This window comes from Kitasatospora sp. NPDC004531 (assembly GCF_053602195.1).
Map to the genome: position 1 here is coordinate 22,503 of NZ_JBSGDD010000018.1, position 15,864 is coordinate 38,366.

The window sequence follows — 15,864 nt, forward strand, 5'->3', positions numbered from 1 at the left end:
GCTTGTGTGCGAACGGTGAAATAGGCGGGCCACGCCCCCTTGTCAGCTTCACTGATCCTCCCTACCTTCATGCTCCGGGAGTTCGGCCCCACCGGGCCGAGCGGTCCACGGCGTCCGCCCGATCCGCGGCGGCCGCCGCAGGCACCACACGACCTGGAGGCGTCACATGCCCGTTGCCACCCTCACCGAGATCCGCGACGCCGGTCCGCTGCTGGTCGACGACGAGATCCTCGTCTTCGAGGACGACGACCGCGCCGACCACGACCCCACGGCCTGTCTCGCCGACCCGTGGGTCACCGCCACCACCCGCATCGCCTGCGACCGCTGACGGTGACCGCGCCCATCGCCGGCCGCCGCGCCTGGTCCGACGACATCTGGTCGTACCTGCACGATCCGCGGATGCCGGCGATGGAGCACGGTTGGAAGCTCCACATCTCCGCCCGCCCCAGCACCCTGGACGCCGTCACCGCCGCCGTCCTGCCGCTGCTGGAGCAGCACGTCTGCCACGCCAAGTGGGCCCGCGACCCGGACACCCTGCGCGCGCTCAACTCCGGTACCAAGAACGCCGCTTCGGTCGGCAAGGCGCTCACCCTCTACCCCGCGCCGGACGAACTCCGGCCGCTCGCCCGCGCGTTGGTCGACGCACTGCGCGGCCACCGGGGCCCGCAGATCGTCAGCGACCGCCGCCTGGACCCCGACGCCCCGGTGTACTACCGGTACGGCCCGTTCACCGGCGAGTACCGCACCGGTCGCAGCGGACGCCTCGAATCCGTGATGACCGGCCCCGACGGCCGCGTCTTCGACGGCCTGGCCGGCACCGTCTACCGATGCCCGCCGTGGGCCGAGGACCCGTTCGCCCCGGCCGCACCGGCGGCGGCCGACTCCGGCTTCGGCGGCGGCCGTTACCGCGTCACCGGCGGCATCACCCGCAAGCCGCAGGGCAACGTCTACCGCGCCCTGGACCGGTCCACCGGCCGGCCCGTGGTGGTCAAGCAGGCCCGCGCGTACGTCGCCGAGGACGAGTCCGGCGCCGACACCCGCGACCGCCTGCGCCACGAACACGCCGTCCTCGCCCTGCTGGCGGACACCCCCGGCGTGCCGCGCGCGCTCGACTACTTCCGGCACCGCGACGACGAGTACCTCGTGATGACCGACTGCGGCGACCGTGACCTGCGCCGCGACGTCCAGACCCAAGGCCCCTGGGCCGAAGCCGAATCGGGCCCGCGCGCCGTGCTCCCACTGGCCCGCGACCTGCTCCGGATCCTGGACGGCGCCCACCGGCAGGCCGTGGTCGTCCGCGACCTCAAACCCAACAACGTGGTCCTCGCCCCCGACGGCCGTCGTCACCTGATCGACTTCGGCACCAGCGCCGTCCGCGGCACCGGCCCCGCCGGCTCCACCCCCGGCTACAGCGACCCCGTGGTCCGCCCCGGCGCGGCACCCCAACCCGCCGACGACTACTACGCGTTGGGCATGACGCTGTACTTCGCGGCCACCGGCATGGACCCGGTGGTCCTCGACCCCGACCCGGCCGTCAACCGCGAACGCACCCTCGCCGCCCTGGAGTTCGCCCTCCCCGGCTCCACGAACGGCCAAGTCCGTGCACTGATCGCCGAGTTGACCGACCCGGACGCGGGCGTCCGCACGGCGGGCGCGCATCACCTGCGCCACGGAGCCGAGCAACTCGCCTCCCCCGCACGTATCTTGGAGCACCTCTCCGCCGACCTGCTGGCCGAGATCCTCGACCGCACCGCCGAGTACTGCATCGCCGAGGCCCACCGGATCGCCGACCCCGAGCTCTCCGCCCGGACGGCCGTCCCGACCCCGATCGACCTCTACGGCGGCAGCGCCGGCCTCGGCCTGGAACTCCTGCACCACCTCGACCGCCCCAAGGCCGCCGAGGCCGTCACCGCGCTCGCCGACTGGACGGAGCGCCAAACCCGCACGCTGGCACCGGGGTTGTACTCCGGACGCACCGGCGTCGACCTCTTCCTCACCGCCGCCGGCCGCCCACCCGCCGCCACCGTCGCCCTGCCCACCCACGGCCCGGACGGCAGCGGCCCGCCCGAGGCGGACCTGATCGACGGCATCGCGGGCATCGGCCTCGGACACCTGCGCCTCGCCCGCCACGACACCCGCCACCTCGCCGTCGCCACCGCCTGCCACGAGCTGCTCACCACCGGCCGCGCCCGCCTCACCCCCACCGCCGACCCGCGCCCCGGCGACGCCGCCCTCGCGCACGGCCTCGCCCACGGCACCGCCGGAATCGCCTACTTCCTGCTCGAATACGCCCGCGCCACCGGCGACCCGGCCGCCCTGGGCCACGCGGAGGTCGCCTGCGCGCGGCTCGCCGCCGACACCCCCGCGATCATCACCGCCGCCAACCACCCTGCGGCCACCCGCCGTTACGGCTCCTGGTGCCGCGGACTGGCCGGCATCGGCACCGTCCTGGCCCGCGCCGCGGCCGTCCTCGCCGACCCCGGCCACCGCACCCTCGCCGAACAGTGCGCCCGCACCTGCCTGACCATCGCCCCCCGCATGCCCCTGGTCACCCACTGCTGCGGCCTGGCCGGCGTCGGCCACCTGATGCTCGAACTCGCCCCCACCGCCGAGGAGTTCCACACCGCCGCCACCACCGTCGCCACCCTCCTCCTCACCCGCACCGCCGGCCCCCCGCACCACCCCGTCTTCCCCGACCCCACCCTCACCGCCCCCGCCTTCCCCTACGCCACCGGCACCACCGGCGTCCTCGCCTTCCTCCGCCGCCTCACCACCCCGCACGACCCCACACCCACCCTGCTCCCCTAGCCCACCGGGCCGGTCGGGGGCGGAGGGCCGGCGAAAGTCGCGTGACCCCGCGAAGGGCACCGGCGAGACTGACGCCATGACTGGTTCTGTCCGGCCCCCACTGCTTCGACCGCGTGCCCTGCGGCCCGGAGACCTCGTGGTCATCGCCTCGCTGTCCGGCCCGCTGCCGGCCGTCTACGAGCCCCACGTCCGGCGGACGGTGGAGCTGTTCGAGCGGATGGGTTTCCGCGTCCGTCGGGCTCCGCTCCTTGAAGCAGGCCGCCGCCACTGGTGGAGCGCGGCCACGCCGGCGGAGATCGCCGGGGAGCTCAACGGCCTTCTGCGTGATCCCGAGGTGCGCGCGATCGTGGCGAGTGACGGGGGCCAGACGGCGCTCGGCTACCTCGACCTGATCGACGTCGAGGCGATCAGGGCCGACCCCAAGCCGATCCTCGGCTACAGCGACATCTCGCTGCTGCACTTGGTGCTCCATGCGCGCACGGGCCTGGTCGGGTTCCATGCCGACATGGCCGTCCCCGGCTTCGGCGGACACTGGCAGTCCGCGCCCGCGGCGCGCCGGGCGGAACTCGAGACGCTCTACGCCAGGTTGCTGACCGGCACCGAGGCGATCGGTGCCCTGCCCGCGAGCCCGTCGTGGGAGTGCTGGCGTCCCGGTCGTGTCGAAGGCCGGCTGATCGGCGGGGTGATCAACCGCATCGTGCTGGCGCAGGCGACGCGTTTCGCGCTGCCGCTCGAATCGTTCGACGGCGCGGTGCTGTTCTGGGAGGAGATGGGCGGCCAGGCCTCGTACGTGTGGAGCTACCTGCAGGTGATGCGACACAGCGGCATCCTCGATCGGATCTCCGGCATGGTCGTGGGCGTTCCGCGCGAGATCGCTGGATTGGAGCCCGGCGCGTCCCCCACCCTGCCCGAGATCGTCCTCGACGTCCTCGGCGACCGCGATGTCCCGGTCCTGGGAAACGTCGAGTTCGGCCATGCCGGCCCCAACCTGCCGATGCCGCTCGGCATCCGCGTCGGCCTCGATGCGCAGCAACGAACGTTGTCCCTGCTCGAACCGACGGTAGCGCCCCCCACGACGACGGGACCGATCGGCTGAGCCCCCCGGATCACTGAGCCGACGGCGAGGGGCCTGCTCGCACCTGGGTAGCGGGTCCGGACGGGACGTTGATCGAGCGGGGCGTTCGGAGGGTGCGGCGAACGAGTAGAGGGCGGGGCGGTGTCCGGAGTGTTGGTGGATGGGGGGATTGTCCGGGTTCTAGCCTCCTCGGGGAGGTTGTCACATGATGATTGTCGGAGCGTCATATTCGGGCACCGCTGCCCGTTCCACTCACCCGTCGGGGCGGAGGTCCGGCCCGCGTCGATGCTTGAGCGTTCTTGCCGGGGCCGCGCTGGCGGGGTCTGCGGTGTGGATGGTGGTGCCTCCCGCTTCGGCGGCGACGGTGGACATCCGCACGGTGTGCACGGCGTCGACCACCTCGGGCAGCACGATCACGCTGACCGGGGACTGCGTCACGACGGACAATCTCACCGTCCCGGACGGGTTCACCCTGGACGGCGCCGGTCATACGATCACCGCGAACGACACCTCGCTCGCGAATCCGCTGCTGGGCGCGGTGGTGAGCAACGCCGGCGCCACCATGGACGTCAAGAACCTCACGGTGCAGGGCAGTTACCTGCCCAGGGCACCCGGTGACGCCACCACGAACGCGGCGTACTTCGGGATCAGGTTCCTGTCCGCGTCGGGGTCGGTGTCGAACGTGACGGTCACCGGGATCACCCGGCACCAGACGTACAACTTCGGCCAGGGCATCATGGTGGACGCCACCAGCGGCGGCCCGCAGACCGTCACGGTCACCGGCGTCCGCGTGACGGACTTCCAGAAGAACGGGCTGACCGCCAACGGCAGCGCGACCATGAACGTCACCGGCTCCACGCTCGGCCCGCCCGACATGACCGTTCCGCTGCCGGCGCCGCCCGTCACCGGCAACATCGCGCAGAACTCGGTGCAGTACTTCAACTCCGGCGGCACCTTCACCGGCAACACCGTGGTGACGTACACGGCCGACAACTCGACGAGCAGCTCCACCGGGATGCTGCTGTTCACCGCGAACAACCTGACGGTCGATCACAACACGATCACCGGCCCGAACGGCGCGGACATCGGCATCAACGTCACCGGCGGTACGAACATCGTCATCTCCTACAACGATCTCAGCCGCTCACCCGTTCAGCCGCCGCTGCGCGACTTCTGGGGGTTCGGCATGGCGGGCTACTCCGGCGCCGCCGCGACCACCACGTTGATCTGCAACACCTTCTCCGGCTGGAACGAGAACCTGTTCGGCGGCCTGACCCAGCCGCCGTGCATCATCACCGAGCACCTGCGCGACGGCACCGTCGGCGTCCCGTACACGGACGTGATCGAGGCGGTCACCGAGAACCCGAACCCGCAGCTCACCTGGACGGTGGCGGCCGGCGACTTCCCGCCGGGGCTGACGCTGAACCCGGACGGGACGATCACCGGCACCCCCACCGCGGCGGGCAGCTACACGTTCACCGCGCAGGTCTCCGACCCCGTCGACGGCACCGCGACCCGCGAGTACACCATCGTCGTCGAGGCCCCGGCGCCGGGCCTGTCGCTCGCGAAGACCGCGACCGCCACCGACGCCGACGGGCAGCCGATCGACGCGCTCGCGGCGGCCGGCGACGTCGTGACGTACGGCTTCGACGTGGTCAACACCGGCAACGTGCCGCTGGCCGCGCTGGCGATCGACGACTCCGGCTTCTCCGGCAGCGGGACGCTCGGCCCGGTCACCTGCGCCCCCGTGGCGCTGGGCGGCACCCTCGTCGGCGGGGCGTCCACCCACTGCACCGCGACGTACCGGGTCACCGAGGCGGACATCGCCGGCGGCGGCACCCTGCGCAACACCGCCACCGCCTCCGGCCTGCTGCCCGACGGGGCCACGCTCACCTCCGGGCCGGCCGGCACCAGCCTGCCGATCGCGCAGCTCGCTCCCCCGCCCACCCCGACACCCACCCCGACTCCGGAACCGACCCACGGACCCGGCCACCACCCCGAGGAGGGCCCGGTGGTGCACACCGGCGGCTCGCCCGTCGAGCCGGTCGCGACCGCGCCGACCTGGCCGATCACCGGCGCGGCACTGCTGACCGCCGCCGGACTGGCCGCCTTCGTCCTGCTGCGCAGGAGCGGCCGCAGCTGACGCAGTCGGCCCGACCACGCCCGCCGGCCCCGAACGAGGGGCCGGCGGGCACTCCTGTTCCGAGGAGCGATGCCCATGAGCACGAACCGCCACGCCCCCGGCCGACGCCCGACGGCGCTCCCGGCCGCCGCCGCGCTGGCCGCCACCGCCCTGCTCGGCGCCGGACTGCTCCTCCACCACGCCCTGGCCCCCCGCCAACAAGCCTTTCCTGTCGAGCAGTTGACGGGCACGGACATGACCGGAAGGCCCGTCCGGCTCGACCCGGACCCGGCGCTGCCCCCGGAGCAGCAGCGCGGGCAGGACGCGCGGCCGGACGGCGCGGGCCGGTTCGTCGTCCCGTCGGTCGGGCTCGACGTCCCGCTGGGGACGATGAACGAGGTCGGCGGCTCGGTGGTGCCCCCCGGTTTCGCCTCCGCCTACCGCATCGCCAATCTCGGCACCCCCGCGGACCCCGGCGGCGGCACCGTGTACGTGGCCATGCACTCCCTGCGTCGGGGCGCGACCGGCCCCGGCAACTACCTGTTCGCCCTGGACACCGGTGCCTCCACGGTCGCCCCCGGCGCCGAGATCGAGGTCGGCGGCGCCCGCTACGTCGTCGACGGCGCCGCCGTCGTCCCGATCGCCGACCTCCCGGACGCCGCCGACCTCTGGTCCGACGTCCCCGGCCGCCTGGTGGTCCTCACCTGCCTGGAGAGGCCGGACGACACCCCGGCGGTCGACAACTTCGTCCTCACCGCCCACCTGGACCGGTAACTCCCGTTCCGCCCCACGGAGTTCGGGGAGCGCCGCCGACCCCCGCCGACGGATGCGCGACGGGGGTCCAGCGGTGCGTTCTGCCGAAGGCCTGCGGGTCAGCCGGCGGCCACGCCGTACAGCCAGAGGCTGTTGACCCGGCTGCGCTCGGTGGCGTTCGGGTACGGGTTGGTGCACGAGGTGCCGGGGCCGCCGCCGGACATCAGCTCGCTGCACGGGCCGGAGTAGTGGTCGGGCAGGCCGAGCACGTGGCCGGTCTCGTGGGCGGTGACGCGCGTCGAGTTGTACTGCCGGTTCTGCGCGTAGTCGAGGAAGATGTAGCCGCGGCCGTGGCCGTCGGTGGAGGCGTAGGAGCCCCGCGAGTCGTTGCCCTCGTAGTAGCGGAAGTCCGCGTTGGTGCCGGAGCGGAGCTGGACGTTGGTGACCGAGGAGTTCCAGATGGACGCGCTCTGGGATATCACGGTGCGGAAGGTCGGCGCCTGGCTGGCGTCGTAGGTGACGGTGACGGCCAGCAGGTACGGGTTGGCGGCCTGCTTGGCACGGGCCGACTTCATCACGGCCTCGAAGAACGCCTTGTTGTTGGCGTCTTCGGAGGAGTTGGCGGCCACGCTCGCGGACGGGGTGTAGCCCTGGGCGGGGGTGGCCGCGGCGGCGGGCACGGCGGCGGTGCCGGCCGCGAGGACCAGCCCGAGGGCGGCGGCGAGCACAGTCATGGAGCGGTTCATGTGGGGACTCCATTTCGCGGGTCCCGGGGCCTGGGGGTGGCCGGCCGGGACGCGGTGACGAGTTGTTGCACCGAGCTTGGGGCAGGGCGGCCGGGGAGCGGAGATGGCAACCGGCGATAGCTCGGTTCAATACCCTTGCGCAGCGCCCGACTTGGCGGCCGATTGGGATACGCTTGACATGCTCTTGGCAGGTCGCGGGCGCCTGGCTATGCTCCCGTGATGGAGCTCGACGTCCGACACCTGCGGGTGCTGTGCGCGATCGCGGACACCGGCAGCGTCCGCAAGGCCGCCCGTCGACTCGGCATGACCCAGCCGACGCTCACCACCCAGCTGCACCGCATCGAACGGGCCATCGGCGGACGGCTGTTCACCCGCGAACAGACCGGCAGCCGCCCCACCGCGCTCGGCCACTCGGTGCTCTCCCGCGCCCGGCCGGTGATCACCGAGCTGGACGCCCTGGTCGCCGCCGCCCGCGCCGAGGCCGCCGGCACCGGCCGCCGGCCGCTGCGGATCGGCAGCGTCGGCAGCCGCGCCGTCCCCGCCTGGCTGCGCCGCATCCACGACCGGCTCCCGGAGACCGACACCACCATCCACATCGACATCTCGGCGATCGCCCTGATCCACCTGGTCGCCGTCGAACAGCTCGACATCGCCTTCGTCCACGAGAGCGAGGGCTTCCCGCTGCACCTGCCGACCGGCACCGAGCAGCGGGTGCTGGTCGCCCGCGAACCGCAGTTCGTCGCCCTCTCCGAGACCCACCCCGCCGCCGGGCGGCCGGTGGTCAGCCTCGCCGACCTCGCCGACGACACCTGGATGGTCGACCCCACCGCCGACCACGAGTACGCCGCACTGCGCCGGGTCTTCGCCGAGGCGGGGCTCGACCCGCGCGTCGTCCAGGTCCGCGACAACGCCACCGCCGCCGAACTCGTCGCCTCCGGCGAGGCCGTCCGCCCCTGCCAGCCCACCTCCCCGCCCGGCCCCGGCACCGTCCTGCGGCCCGTCCACGGCGACCCGCTCGCCGTCCGGCTCCTGCTCGCCTGGCGCCCCGACACCGTCGGCGGCCCGGCCCTCGACGGCCTCTGGGTCGACCTCTGCCGCGCCTACCTCGACCTGGCCAGCGCCAACCCCGCCTACCGCGCCTGGCTGCGCCACCACAACCGCTCCCTGCACACCCTGCTCGCCCCGACCGGGTCTTCGGCCTGACGATCCGTCAATGTCCTTCAAGTGGTGGGATGTTGTGGGTGAAGCGGAACAGGTTGTCCGGGTCGTGCCGCGTCTTCACCCGCCGAAGCCGTTCGAAGTCCGCGGCGGCGAACAGCTCGCGCACCTGCTCCTCCGGCTCCGGGGCGCCGTCGTTGTAGATCGAGTTGGGGCTGCAGCCGACCGTCCACGGCTTCAACTCCTCCCAGAGGCGGTGGTGGACGGGCCGGGCCGCGCTCGACGGGGCGGCCGCGCCGCCGGTCGACAGCCGCAGCAGGTAGGCGGCGTCGCGCCCGCCGACCGCGCCCGGGTCGGCGGGGCGGCGGGCGAAGGCGCCGCCGAGGTGGCGGATGTCGATCATGCAGGGCACGGCCGCGCCGGGGCCCGCCACCGCCACGACGGCCCGCAGCGCCTCCGGGGCGAGGTCGCGCAGCAGGACGTTTCCGCCGAAGTAGGCGTGCGGGACGCGCGGGTCCTGGTAGATGGAGGCGGTGTCGGTGTACGGCATCTCGCGAACGGTGTCGACCAGCGCCGGGCCGAGCGCGCGCAGCGGCGCCACCAGCCGCTCCCCCGCCCCGGCGGGGCCGGTGAAGGCGATCCGGACGTGGGCGACGTAGCGTCCGCGCAGCGGCTCGGGGAGGTCCGCCGCCTGCGGCACCGTCAACAGGCCGATGGAGGAGGTGAGTTCGTCCGGCAGCGTCGACGTCCACGCCCGGTAGGCGCACAGCAGGTCGAGCGGCCGGTCCGCGGCGAACCAGAGGCCGCCGCCGTAGAGCCGGGCCACCGGCACCAGGGCGGTCTCCACGGCGGTGACGACGCCGAAGTTGCCGCAGCCGCCGCGCAGCGCCCAGAACAGGTCGGGGTCGGAGTCGGCCGTGACCCGGCGCGGCGCGCCGTCGGCGGTGACCAGGTCGAAGGCCCGGACGTGGTCGCTGGCCCAGCCGGCCTGCCGGCCGAGCAGGCCGACGCCGCCGCCGAGCAGGTAGCCGACCACGCCGACGTGCGGGGCCGAGCCGCTGACCGGGGCGAGACCGTACGGCGCGGCCCGCTCCACCACCTCGCCCCACACCACGCCGGCCTCGACGCGGACGGCGCCGGCCGCCGGGTCCACGGTGACGCCCTTCATCCGGCGGGTGGTGATGAGGACGCCCTCGCCGTCCAGGGCGGTGACGATGCCGTGCCCGGTGGACTGCACGGCGATCGGCAGCCCGCGTTCGGCGGCGAACCGGACGGCGGCGCGCACGTCCTCGGCGCAGGCGGCGCCGACCACGAGGGCCGGGCGGTGCCGGAACCCGGTCTGGAAGCCGGACCGTTCCTCGTCGTACCCCGGGCTGCCGGGCAGCAGCACGGGGCCGCGTACGCGGGCGGCGAGCGTCGCCATCCGTCGCTCTCCTAACGCAGGTACGAGGTGTCCTGGATCCAGCGGAAGCCGCGACCGACCAGGGGGAAGGCGGCGAGGTCGCGGCGGCTCAGTCGCAGGCGCAGGCGGCAGCCGTCGACGTCGCCCTCCAGGGCGAGCAGGTCGTCGCCGGTCCGTCGGAAGGTGAGCGTCACCTGCCACTTCGGGTCGGCGATCTTCGTCAGCGCGAGGGTGCCGGCGTCGGCGTCGATCGCCGCCATGCAGTGGTCGAGGGAGTCGTCGGTGTACTGGATGGCGACGGCGTCGGCGGAGTCCACGGCGAGTCGCCGCCACTGCCGGCCGTCCGCCGCGGTGGCGGGGCGCGGCTCGCCGTCGACGGTGGATCCGGCGATGTCCCACAGGCCGTACAGCTCGGGCCTGGGGCGGCCGCCGGCGTGGTTCCTCCAGAACGACCAGTCGTTGCGCAGTTGCGCGCCCAGCAGCCAGAGCCCGGCGCCGACCTGCGCGGCGGTGGCGAGTCGGTTCGCCCACCGGGAGCGGAACAGGTCGGTGGAGGCGGCGGCGGGGACCGGGGCCTCGGTGAGCAGGGCGCCGGCCAGCCGCGGGGCCTGGGGGGCGAGCAGCAGCAGGGCGAGCAGCGTCAGTTGGAAGGAGTGGACCTTGACGGGGACGTCGAAGGTCAGGTTGAGCAGCAGCACCTGGGCCATCTCGGCGGCCGACAGCAGGGCGCCGAGCGTGGCGGTGCGCGGGACGACGAGCAGCAGCCCGCCGGCGATCTCCGCGACGCCGAGCAGCATCTGGTAGGGCGTGGAGGAGCCGGTCTGCGCCCACAGCAGGCCCATCGGGCTGAGGTCGCCGACCGGTTCGACCAGCTTGGACGGCGGCAGCTGCGGGAACTGGAGCGGGACGGCCTTGGCCGCGCCGTAGGAGAACATCTGCCCGGCGAGGCAGAACCGGAGGGCCGGCCGGACCCACCTGTCGAGCGTCGCGCACTCGGTGCGGTTGCGGTCCAGCGCGGACCACAGCGGGGTGACGGCGGCGGCGCCCGCGAGCCAGCAGAGCTGCCCGGCCCAGGTGTGCGGGTCGTCGCCGCCGGCGAAGCGGGTGCCGAGCTCCCGGCGCAGCACCCGGGTGGCCATCCAGTTGCGGGCGGGGCGGAGCTCCCAGCGGTCGGCCCAGGCGTCGGCGGCCTGCTGCTGCCGTCCCATGCCGCCGCCGCGCAGCGCCAGGTAGATCTGCGGGCTGGTCAGGCAGTACAGGCCGCCGTAGACGACGCCGAACCGGTAGGCGGTGCGGGCGGCGCCCGTCCAGTTCCGCCGGGTCGGCCCGGTGGCGGCCGGCGGGAGTGCGCGTGCGGCCGCCCGGGCGACCGGCGAGGACGCCACGGTTCGCAGCCACTTGCCCACGCGGAGCTTCATCTTTCCTCGCCTTCCCAGGGGGCCTCGGTGGTCAGTTGCGGCGGAAGCGGCCGAGCCAGGCGTGTCCGTCGTGGAGCTCGGACGTGGTCGGGACGATGCCGCGGATGCGGGCGTCGTCGATCGACTCGACCGTCCAGCCGTCGGCGAACCCGGCCCGCAGGTGCTCGGCGGAGCGCTTGAGGTCGGCCGGCTGCTGGTCCTCGGGCAGCGGCGCCGGGATGCCCTCGACGGCTTCGGCGAGCCGGGCCTGCATCTCCCGGGAGCCGCGGTCGCTGATCGACAGGATGTGCGCCACCGCCCCCGGGCGGCAGGCCCGGTGCAGCGCCGCCGCGTAGGCGGCCAGCCGCTCGCCCTCGAAGGTGTGGGCCAGGCCGGAGTCGATGACGGTGTCGAACTGCCCTTCCCAGCCGTCGAGTCGGAGCGCGTCGGCGACCTCGAAGACGACGTCGAGCCCGCGCGCGGCGGCCTTGTCGCGGGCGATGGCGATCGCCGTCGGGGCCAGGTCCAGGCCCGTCACCCGGTAGCCCCTGGCCGCCAGGTGGAGGGCGTCCTCGCCGGTGCCGCAGCCCGCGTCGAGCACCGCGCCGGTGATCAGTCCGGCCTCCTGCAGGGCGACGTACGCGGGCTGGGGCGCTCCGATGTCCCACGGCGGGACCTTGCCGAAGGGGCTCTCGCCCCGGTAGACGGCGTCGAAGACCTCGGTCATCACGTCGGGGGCGTCGGCGGGTTCAGTCATGGGTGTCATGGTGGCGTCGTCACCCCAGCGGGTTCCGGGTCTCTTGCGGACTTCTGTCACGGCTGGGCGGCGCCGAGCAGCGCAGCCATGTGCAGGGCGTCGGCGGCCGCGGCGCCCGCGGCGGCGGAGGCGGTGACGGACTGCTTCCAGCGGGCGGCCACGTCGCCGGCCGCGTACAGGCCGGGCGCGCTGGTGCGCTGGAAGGCGTCGACGGTGAGGAAGCCGGCGTCGTCGACCGTCAACTGCAGCTGCTCGGCGAGCTGTTGCACCAGGGGCTGCTGCCGCTGCCGCGGGGTCCACACCAGGGTGTCCCGCTCCAGCAGCCGGCCGTCGTCCAACTCGACGGTGTGCAGCGCGCCTTGACGGTGGTGCAGGCGGCGGACGGTGCCCGCGACGACATCGCCGCCGCCGGCCCGGGCGGTCGCGCGGGCGGCCTCCAGGCCGGGCATGGACTCCGGGCAGATCGCGACGGTGTCCGCGCTCCAGGCGCGGAAGCTGACGGCCGAGAGGGCCGCGAGTTCCGGGCCCTCCGCGACGGTGGCCCAGCGCCCGCCGGCGTTCTCCTCGCCGAGGCAGAACGGGCAGTGGATGACGCTGCGGCCCCAGCACTCCGCGAAGCCGTCGACGCCCTCCGGGAAGACGTCGACGACGCCGGTCGCCAGCACGACGGCGCCGGCCTGCAGCGTCTCGCCGCCGGCGAGGGCGACCCGGAAGCCGCCGTCCGGGGCGGGCGTCACGCTCTCGGCGTCGGCCTCCACCCGCTCGACGGTCTTGTACCGCGACAGTTCGCGCCAGGCCCGGGCCCGGAACTCGGCGGGTGTGACACCGTCCAGGCCGAGGTGCCCGTGCACGCCCGCCGACGCGGCGTTGCGGGCGGGCCCGGGGCTGTCCACCACCGTCACCGGGTGGCGGTAGCGGGCGAGGCCGAGCGCCGCGGTGAGCCCGGCGGGGCCGGCGCCCACGATGACGGTGCTCGGGTCGGAGTGCGAGGTCATCGGTCTGGTCCCTTCCGTCGGGCGGCGTCCGCCGAACTCGCATTCTGGCCGCCGCCGCGCGGAGAGGAGGAGCAGGTGAAAGAAGAGCGCCAGACTCTCCCCGGGCCTGCCGCAGGGCACCGCGTTCGGGGCCGGGGTCGCGCGGTGGGGCGGGCGGGGGCGGACGAACGCCCCCGGTCCTCCGGGGAGGGGGACCGGGGGCGCGCAGGTGGGACGGTCAGCGGCCGACGTACGCGGCGAGGTGCTGGCCCGTCAGGGTGGAGCGGGCGGCGATCAGGTCCTCGGGGGTGCCCTCGAAGACCACGCGGCCGCCGTCGTGGCCGGCGCCGGGGCCGAGGTCGATGATCCAGTCGGCGTGCGCCATCACCGCCTGGTGGTGCTCGACCACGATGACCGTCTTGCCGTCGTCCACCAACCGGTCGAGCAGGCCCAGGAGTTGCTCGACGTCGGCCAGGTGCAGGCCGCTGGTCGGCTCGTCCAGGATGTAGACGCTGCCCGTCCCGGCCATGTGGCCGGCGAGCTTCAGCCGCTGCCGCTCGCCGCCGGAGAGCGTGGTGAGCGGCTGGCCGAGGCTGAGGTAGCCCAGGCCGACCTCGTTGAGCCGGTCGAGGACGGCGTACGCGGCCGGCGTCCGGGCCTGGCCGCGGCGGAAGAACTCGGCGGCCTCCGCCACCGGCATCGCGAACACCTCGCTGATGTCCTTGCCTTCGAGCCGGTACTGCAGCACCGACTTCTGGAAGCGCCGGCCCTCGCACTCCTCGCAGGTGGTGGCCACCCCGGCCATGATCGCCAGGTCGGTGTAGATGACGCCCGCGCCCTTGCAGCCGGGGCAGGCGCCCTCCGAGTTGGGGCTGAACAGCGCCGGCTTGACGTCGTTGACCTTCGCGAAGGTCTTCCGGATCGGCTCCAGCATGTCGGTGTAGGTGGCCGGGTTGCTGCGCCGCGAGCCCTTGATCGGCGCCTGGTCCACCGTCACCACACCGCCCCGGCCCGCCACCGAGCCGTGGATCAGCGAGCTCTTGCCGGAGCCCGCGACACCGGTGACCACGGTCAGCACGCCCAGCGGAATGTCGACGTCGACGTCGCGCAGGTTGTGCGAGTTCGCGCCGCGCACCTTCAGCACCCCGGTGCGCTCGCGCACCCACGGCTTCACCGCGGCCCGGTCGTCCAGGTGCCGCCCGGTGACGGTGCCGCTCGCCCGCAGGCCGTCCACCGAGCCCGTGAAGACCACCTCGCCGCCCTTGGTGCCGGCGTACGGACCGATGTCGACCACATGGTCGGCGATCAGGATGGTCTCCGGCTTGTGCTCGACGACCAGCACGGTGTTGCCCTTGTCGCGCAGCCGCAGCAGCAGGTCGTTCATCCGCTGGATGTCGTGCGGGTGCAGGCCCACCGTCGGCTCGTCGAAGACGTAGGTGACGTCGGTGAGCGCCGAGCCCAGGTGGCGGACCATCTTGACGCGCTGCGCCTCACCGCCGGACAGCGTGCTGGAGGACCGGTCCAGCGACAGGTAGCCGAGGCCGATCTGCACGAACGAGTCGAGGGTCTGGCCGAGCACCGTCAGCAGCGTGTTGACCGACGGGTCGGTCAGGCCGCGCAGCCACTCGGCGAGGTCGCTGATCTGCATCGCGCAGGCGTCGGCGATGCTGACGCCGTCGATCTTCGCGGACCGGGCGGTCTCGCTGAGCCGGGTGCCGTGGCACTCGGGGCAGGCGGAGAACGCCACCGCGCGCTCCACGAACGCCCGGATGTGCGGCTGGAGCGCCTCCTTGTCCTTGGACAGGAAGGACTTGCGCACCCGCGCGATCAGGCCCTCGTAGGTGGTGTTGACGCCCTTCACCTTGACCTTGGTCGGGTCCCGGTGCAGAAAGTCGTGCCGCTCCTGCTCGGTGTAGTCGCGGATCGCCTTGCGCGGGTCGAAGAAGCCCGACTCGATGAACGACTGCACCACCCAGCCGTCCGGCTTCCAGCCGGGGACGGTGATCGCGCCGCCCGCCAACGACTTGCTGTCGTCGAACAGTTGGGCCGGGTCGATGTCCGAGACCGAGCCGATGCCCTCGCAGCGCAGGCACATGCCGCCGACGACGCTGAAGCCCTTCTCGATCTTCTTGCCGTTCACCACCAGCACGCCCGACGCCTCCGCCGAGGCGACGTTGAACGCGAACGCCTTCTGGGTGCCGATGTGCGGCTCGGCGAGCCGGCTGAACAGGATCCGCAGCAGCGTGCCGGCGTCGGTGGCGGTGCCGACGGTGGAGCGCAGGCTGGTGCCCATCGGCTGCTGGTCGACCAGGATCGCGGTGGTCAGCCCGTCGAGCACCTCGACGTCGGGGCGCGCCAGGGTCGGCATGAAGCCCTGGATGAAGGCGCTGTACGTCTCGTTGATCAGCCGCTGCGACTCGGCGGCGATGGTGTCGAACACCAGGGAGCTCTTGCCCGACCCGGAGACCCCGGTGAACACCGTCAGGCGCCGCTTGGGGATCTCCACATGGACGTTCTTGAGGTTGTTCTCCCGCGCCCCCTGCACCCGGATCATGTCGTGGCTGTCGGCGGCGATCGGCGCGGGCGGCTGGGTGTGCGGCTCTGCTCCGGCAGTCATGGTGTCCCTCCCGTGTGGCGGGCGCGGCCCGCCTTCGTCGTGCGACGTGGTGACG

At 73.6% G+C, this 15,864-nt stretch carries 12 protein-coding genes; 6 read left to right on the top strand and 6 right to left on the bottom strand.

Translation table 11 applies throughout. From position 1 onward, the window contains the following. The first annotated feature begins 166 nt into the window (after positions 1-166). The 5 genes from ACWEMJ_RS10865 to ACWEMJ_RS10885 all read left to right on the top strand — a co-directional run bounded on the left by ACWEMJ_RS10865 (position 167) and on the right by ACWEMJ_RS10885 (position 6,779). Positions 167-328, top strand: coding sequence for an SflA family class IV lanthipeptide (locus tag ACWEMJ_RS10865; protein ID WP_198520389.1), 162 nt, complete (start codon positions 167-169; stop codon positions 326-328). A 2-nt stretch (positions 329-330) separates the two neighbouring features. Continuing rightward, entirely contained in the window at positions 331-2,808 is a 2,478-nt protein-coding gene (gene lanL, locus ACWEMJ_RS10870) for a class IV lanthionine synthetase LanL (RefSeq protein ID WP_452136667.1), read from the top strand. 76 nt (positions 2,809-2,884) lie between these two features. Then, the gene (locus ACWEMJ_RS10875; protein WP_452136668.1) at positions 2,885-3,904 is read left to right on the top strand and encodes a S66 peptidase family protein; all 1,020 of its coding nucleotides are present in this window, start codon (positions 2,885-2,887) and stop codon (positions 3,902-3,904) included. Positions 3,905-4,172: 268 nt separating this feature from the next. Beyond that, the gene (locus tag ACWEMJ_RS10880) at positions 4,173-6,026 is read left to right on the top strand and encodes a right-handed parallel beta-helix repeat-containing protein (RefSeq protein WP_452136669.1); all 1,854 of its coding nucleotides are present in this window, start codon (positions 4,173-4,175) and stop codon (positions 6,024-6,026) included. A gap of 75 nt (positions 6,027-6,101) precedes the next feature. Next, positions 6,102-6,779 carry a class F sortase gene (locus tag ACWEMJ_RS10885; protein ID WP_452136670.1) on the top strand — a complete coding sequence of 226 codons (678 nt, stop codon included), beginning with the start codon at positions 6,102-6,104 and terminating at the stop codon, positions 6,777-6,779. A gap of 98 nt (positions 6,780-6,877) precedes the next feature. On the opposite strand, the gene snpA is transcribed toward ACWEMJ_RS10885, so the two are convergent. Next, a complete protein-coding gene (snpA, locus tag ACWEMJ_RS10890; RefSeq protein WP_452136671.1) occupies positions 6,878-7,504 on the bottom strand; it encodes a snapalysin in 627 nt (208 codons plus the stop codon). Positions 7,505-7,723: 219 nt separating this feature from the next. On the opposite strand from snpA, the gene ACWEMJ_RS10895 reads away from it, so the two are divergent. Next, positions 7,724-8,707, top strand: coding sequence for a LysR family transcriptional regulator (locus ACWEMJ_RS10895; protein ID WP_452136672.1), 984 nt, complete (start codon positions 7,724-7,726; stop codon positions 8,705-8,707). A gap of 7 nt (positions 8,708-8,714) precedes the next feature. On the opposite strand, the gene ACWEMJ_RS10900 is transcribed toward ACWEMJ_RS10895, so the two are convergent. From ACWEMJ_RS10900 to ACWEMJ_RS10920, 5 genes are all read right to left on the bottom strand, one after another. After that, on the bottom strand, positions 8,715-10,085 hold the full coding sequence (locus ACWEMJ_RS10900; RefSeq protein WP_452136673.1) for an FAD-binding oxidoreductase: 1,371 nt from the start codon (positions 10,083-10,085) through the stop codon (positions 8,715-8,717). Between the two features lie 11 nt (positions 10,086-10,096). Further along, positions 10,097-11,482, bottom strand: a complete 1,386-nt coding sequence (locus ACWEMJ_RS10905) for a hypothetical protein (RefSeq protein ID WP_452136674.1) — start codon at positions 11,480-11,482, stop codon at positions 10,097-10,099. 31 nt (positions 11,483-11,513) lie between these two features. Then, complete coding sequence (locus ACWEMJ_RS10910; RefSeq protein WP_452136675.1) at positions 11,514-12,218, bottom strand: class I SAM-dependent methyltransferase; 705 nt, start codon at positions 12,216-12,218, stop codon at positions 11,514-11,516. A 56-nt stretch (positions 12,219-12,274) separates the two neighbouring features. Continuing rightward, on the bottom strand, positions 12,275-13,213 hold the full coding sequence (locus ACWEMJ_RS10915) for an NAD(P)/FAD-dependent oxidoreductase (protein WP_452136676.1): 939 nt from the start codon (positions 13,211-13,213) through the stop codon (positions 12,275-12,277). A gap of 217 nt (positions 13,214-13,430) precedes the next feature. Beyond that, positions 13,431-15,809, bottom strand: coding sequence for an ATP-binding cassette domain-containing protein (locus ACWEMJ_RS10920; RefSeq protein ID WP_452136677.1), 2,379 nt, complete (start codon positions 15,807-15,809; stop codon positions 13,431-13,433). Positions 15,810-15,864: the final 55 nt, after the last annotated feature.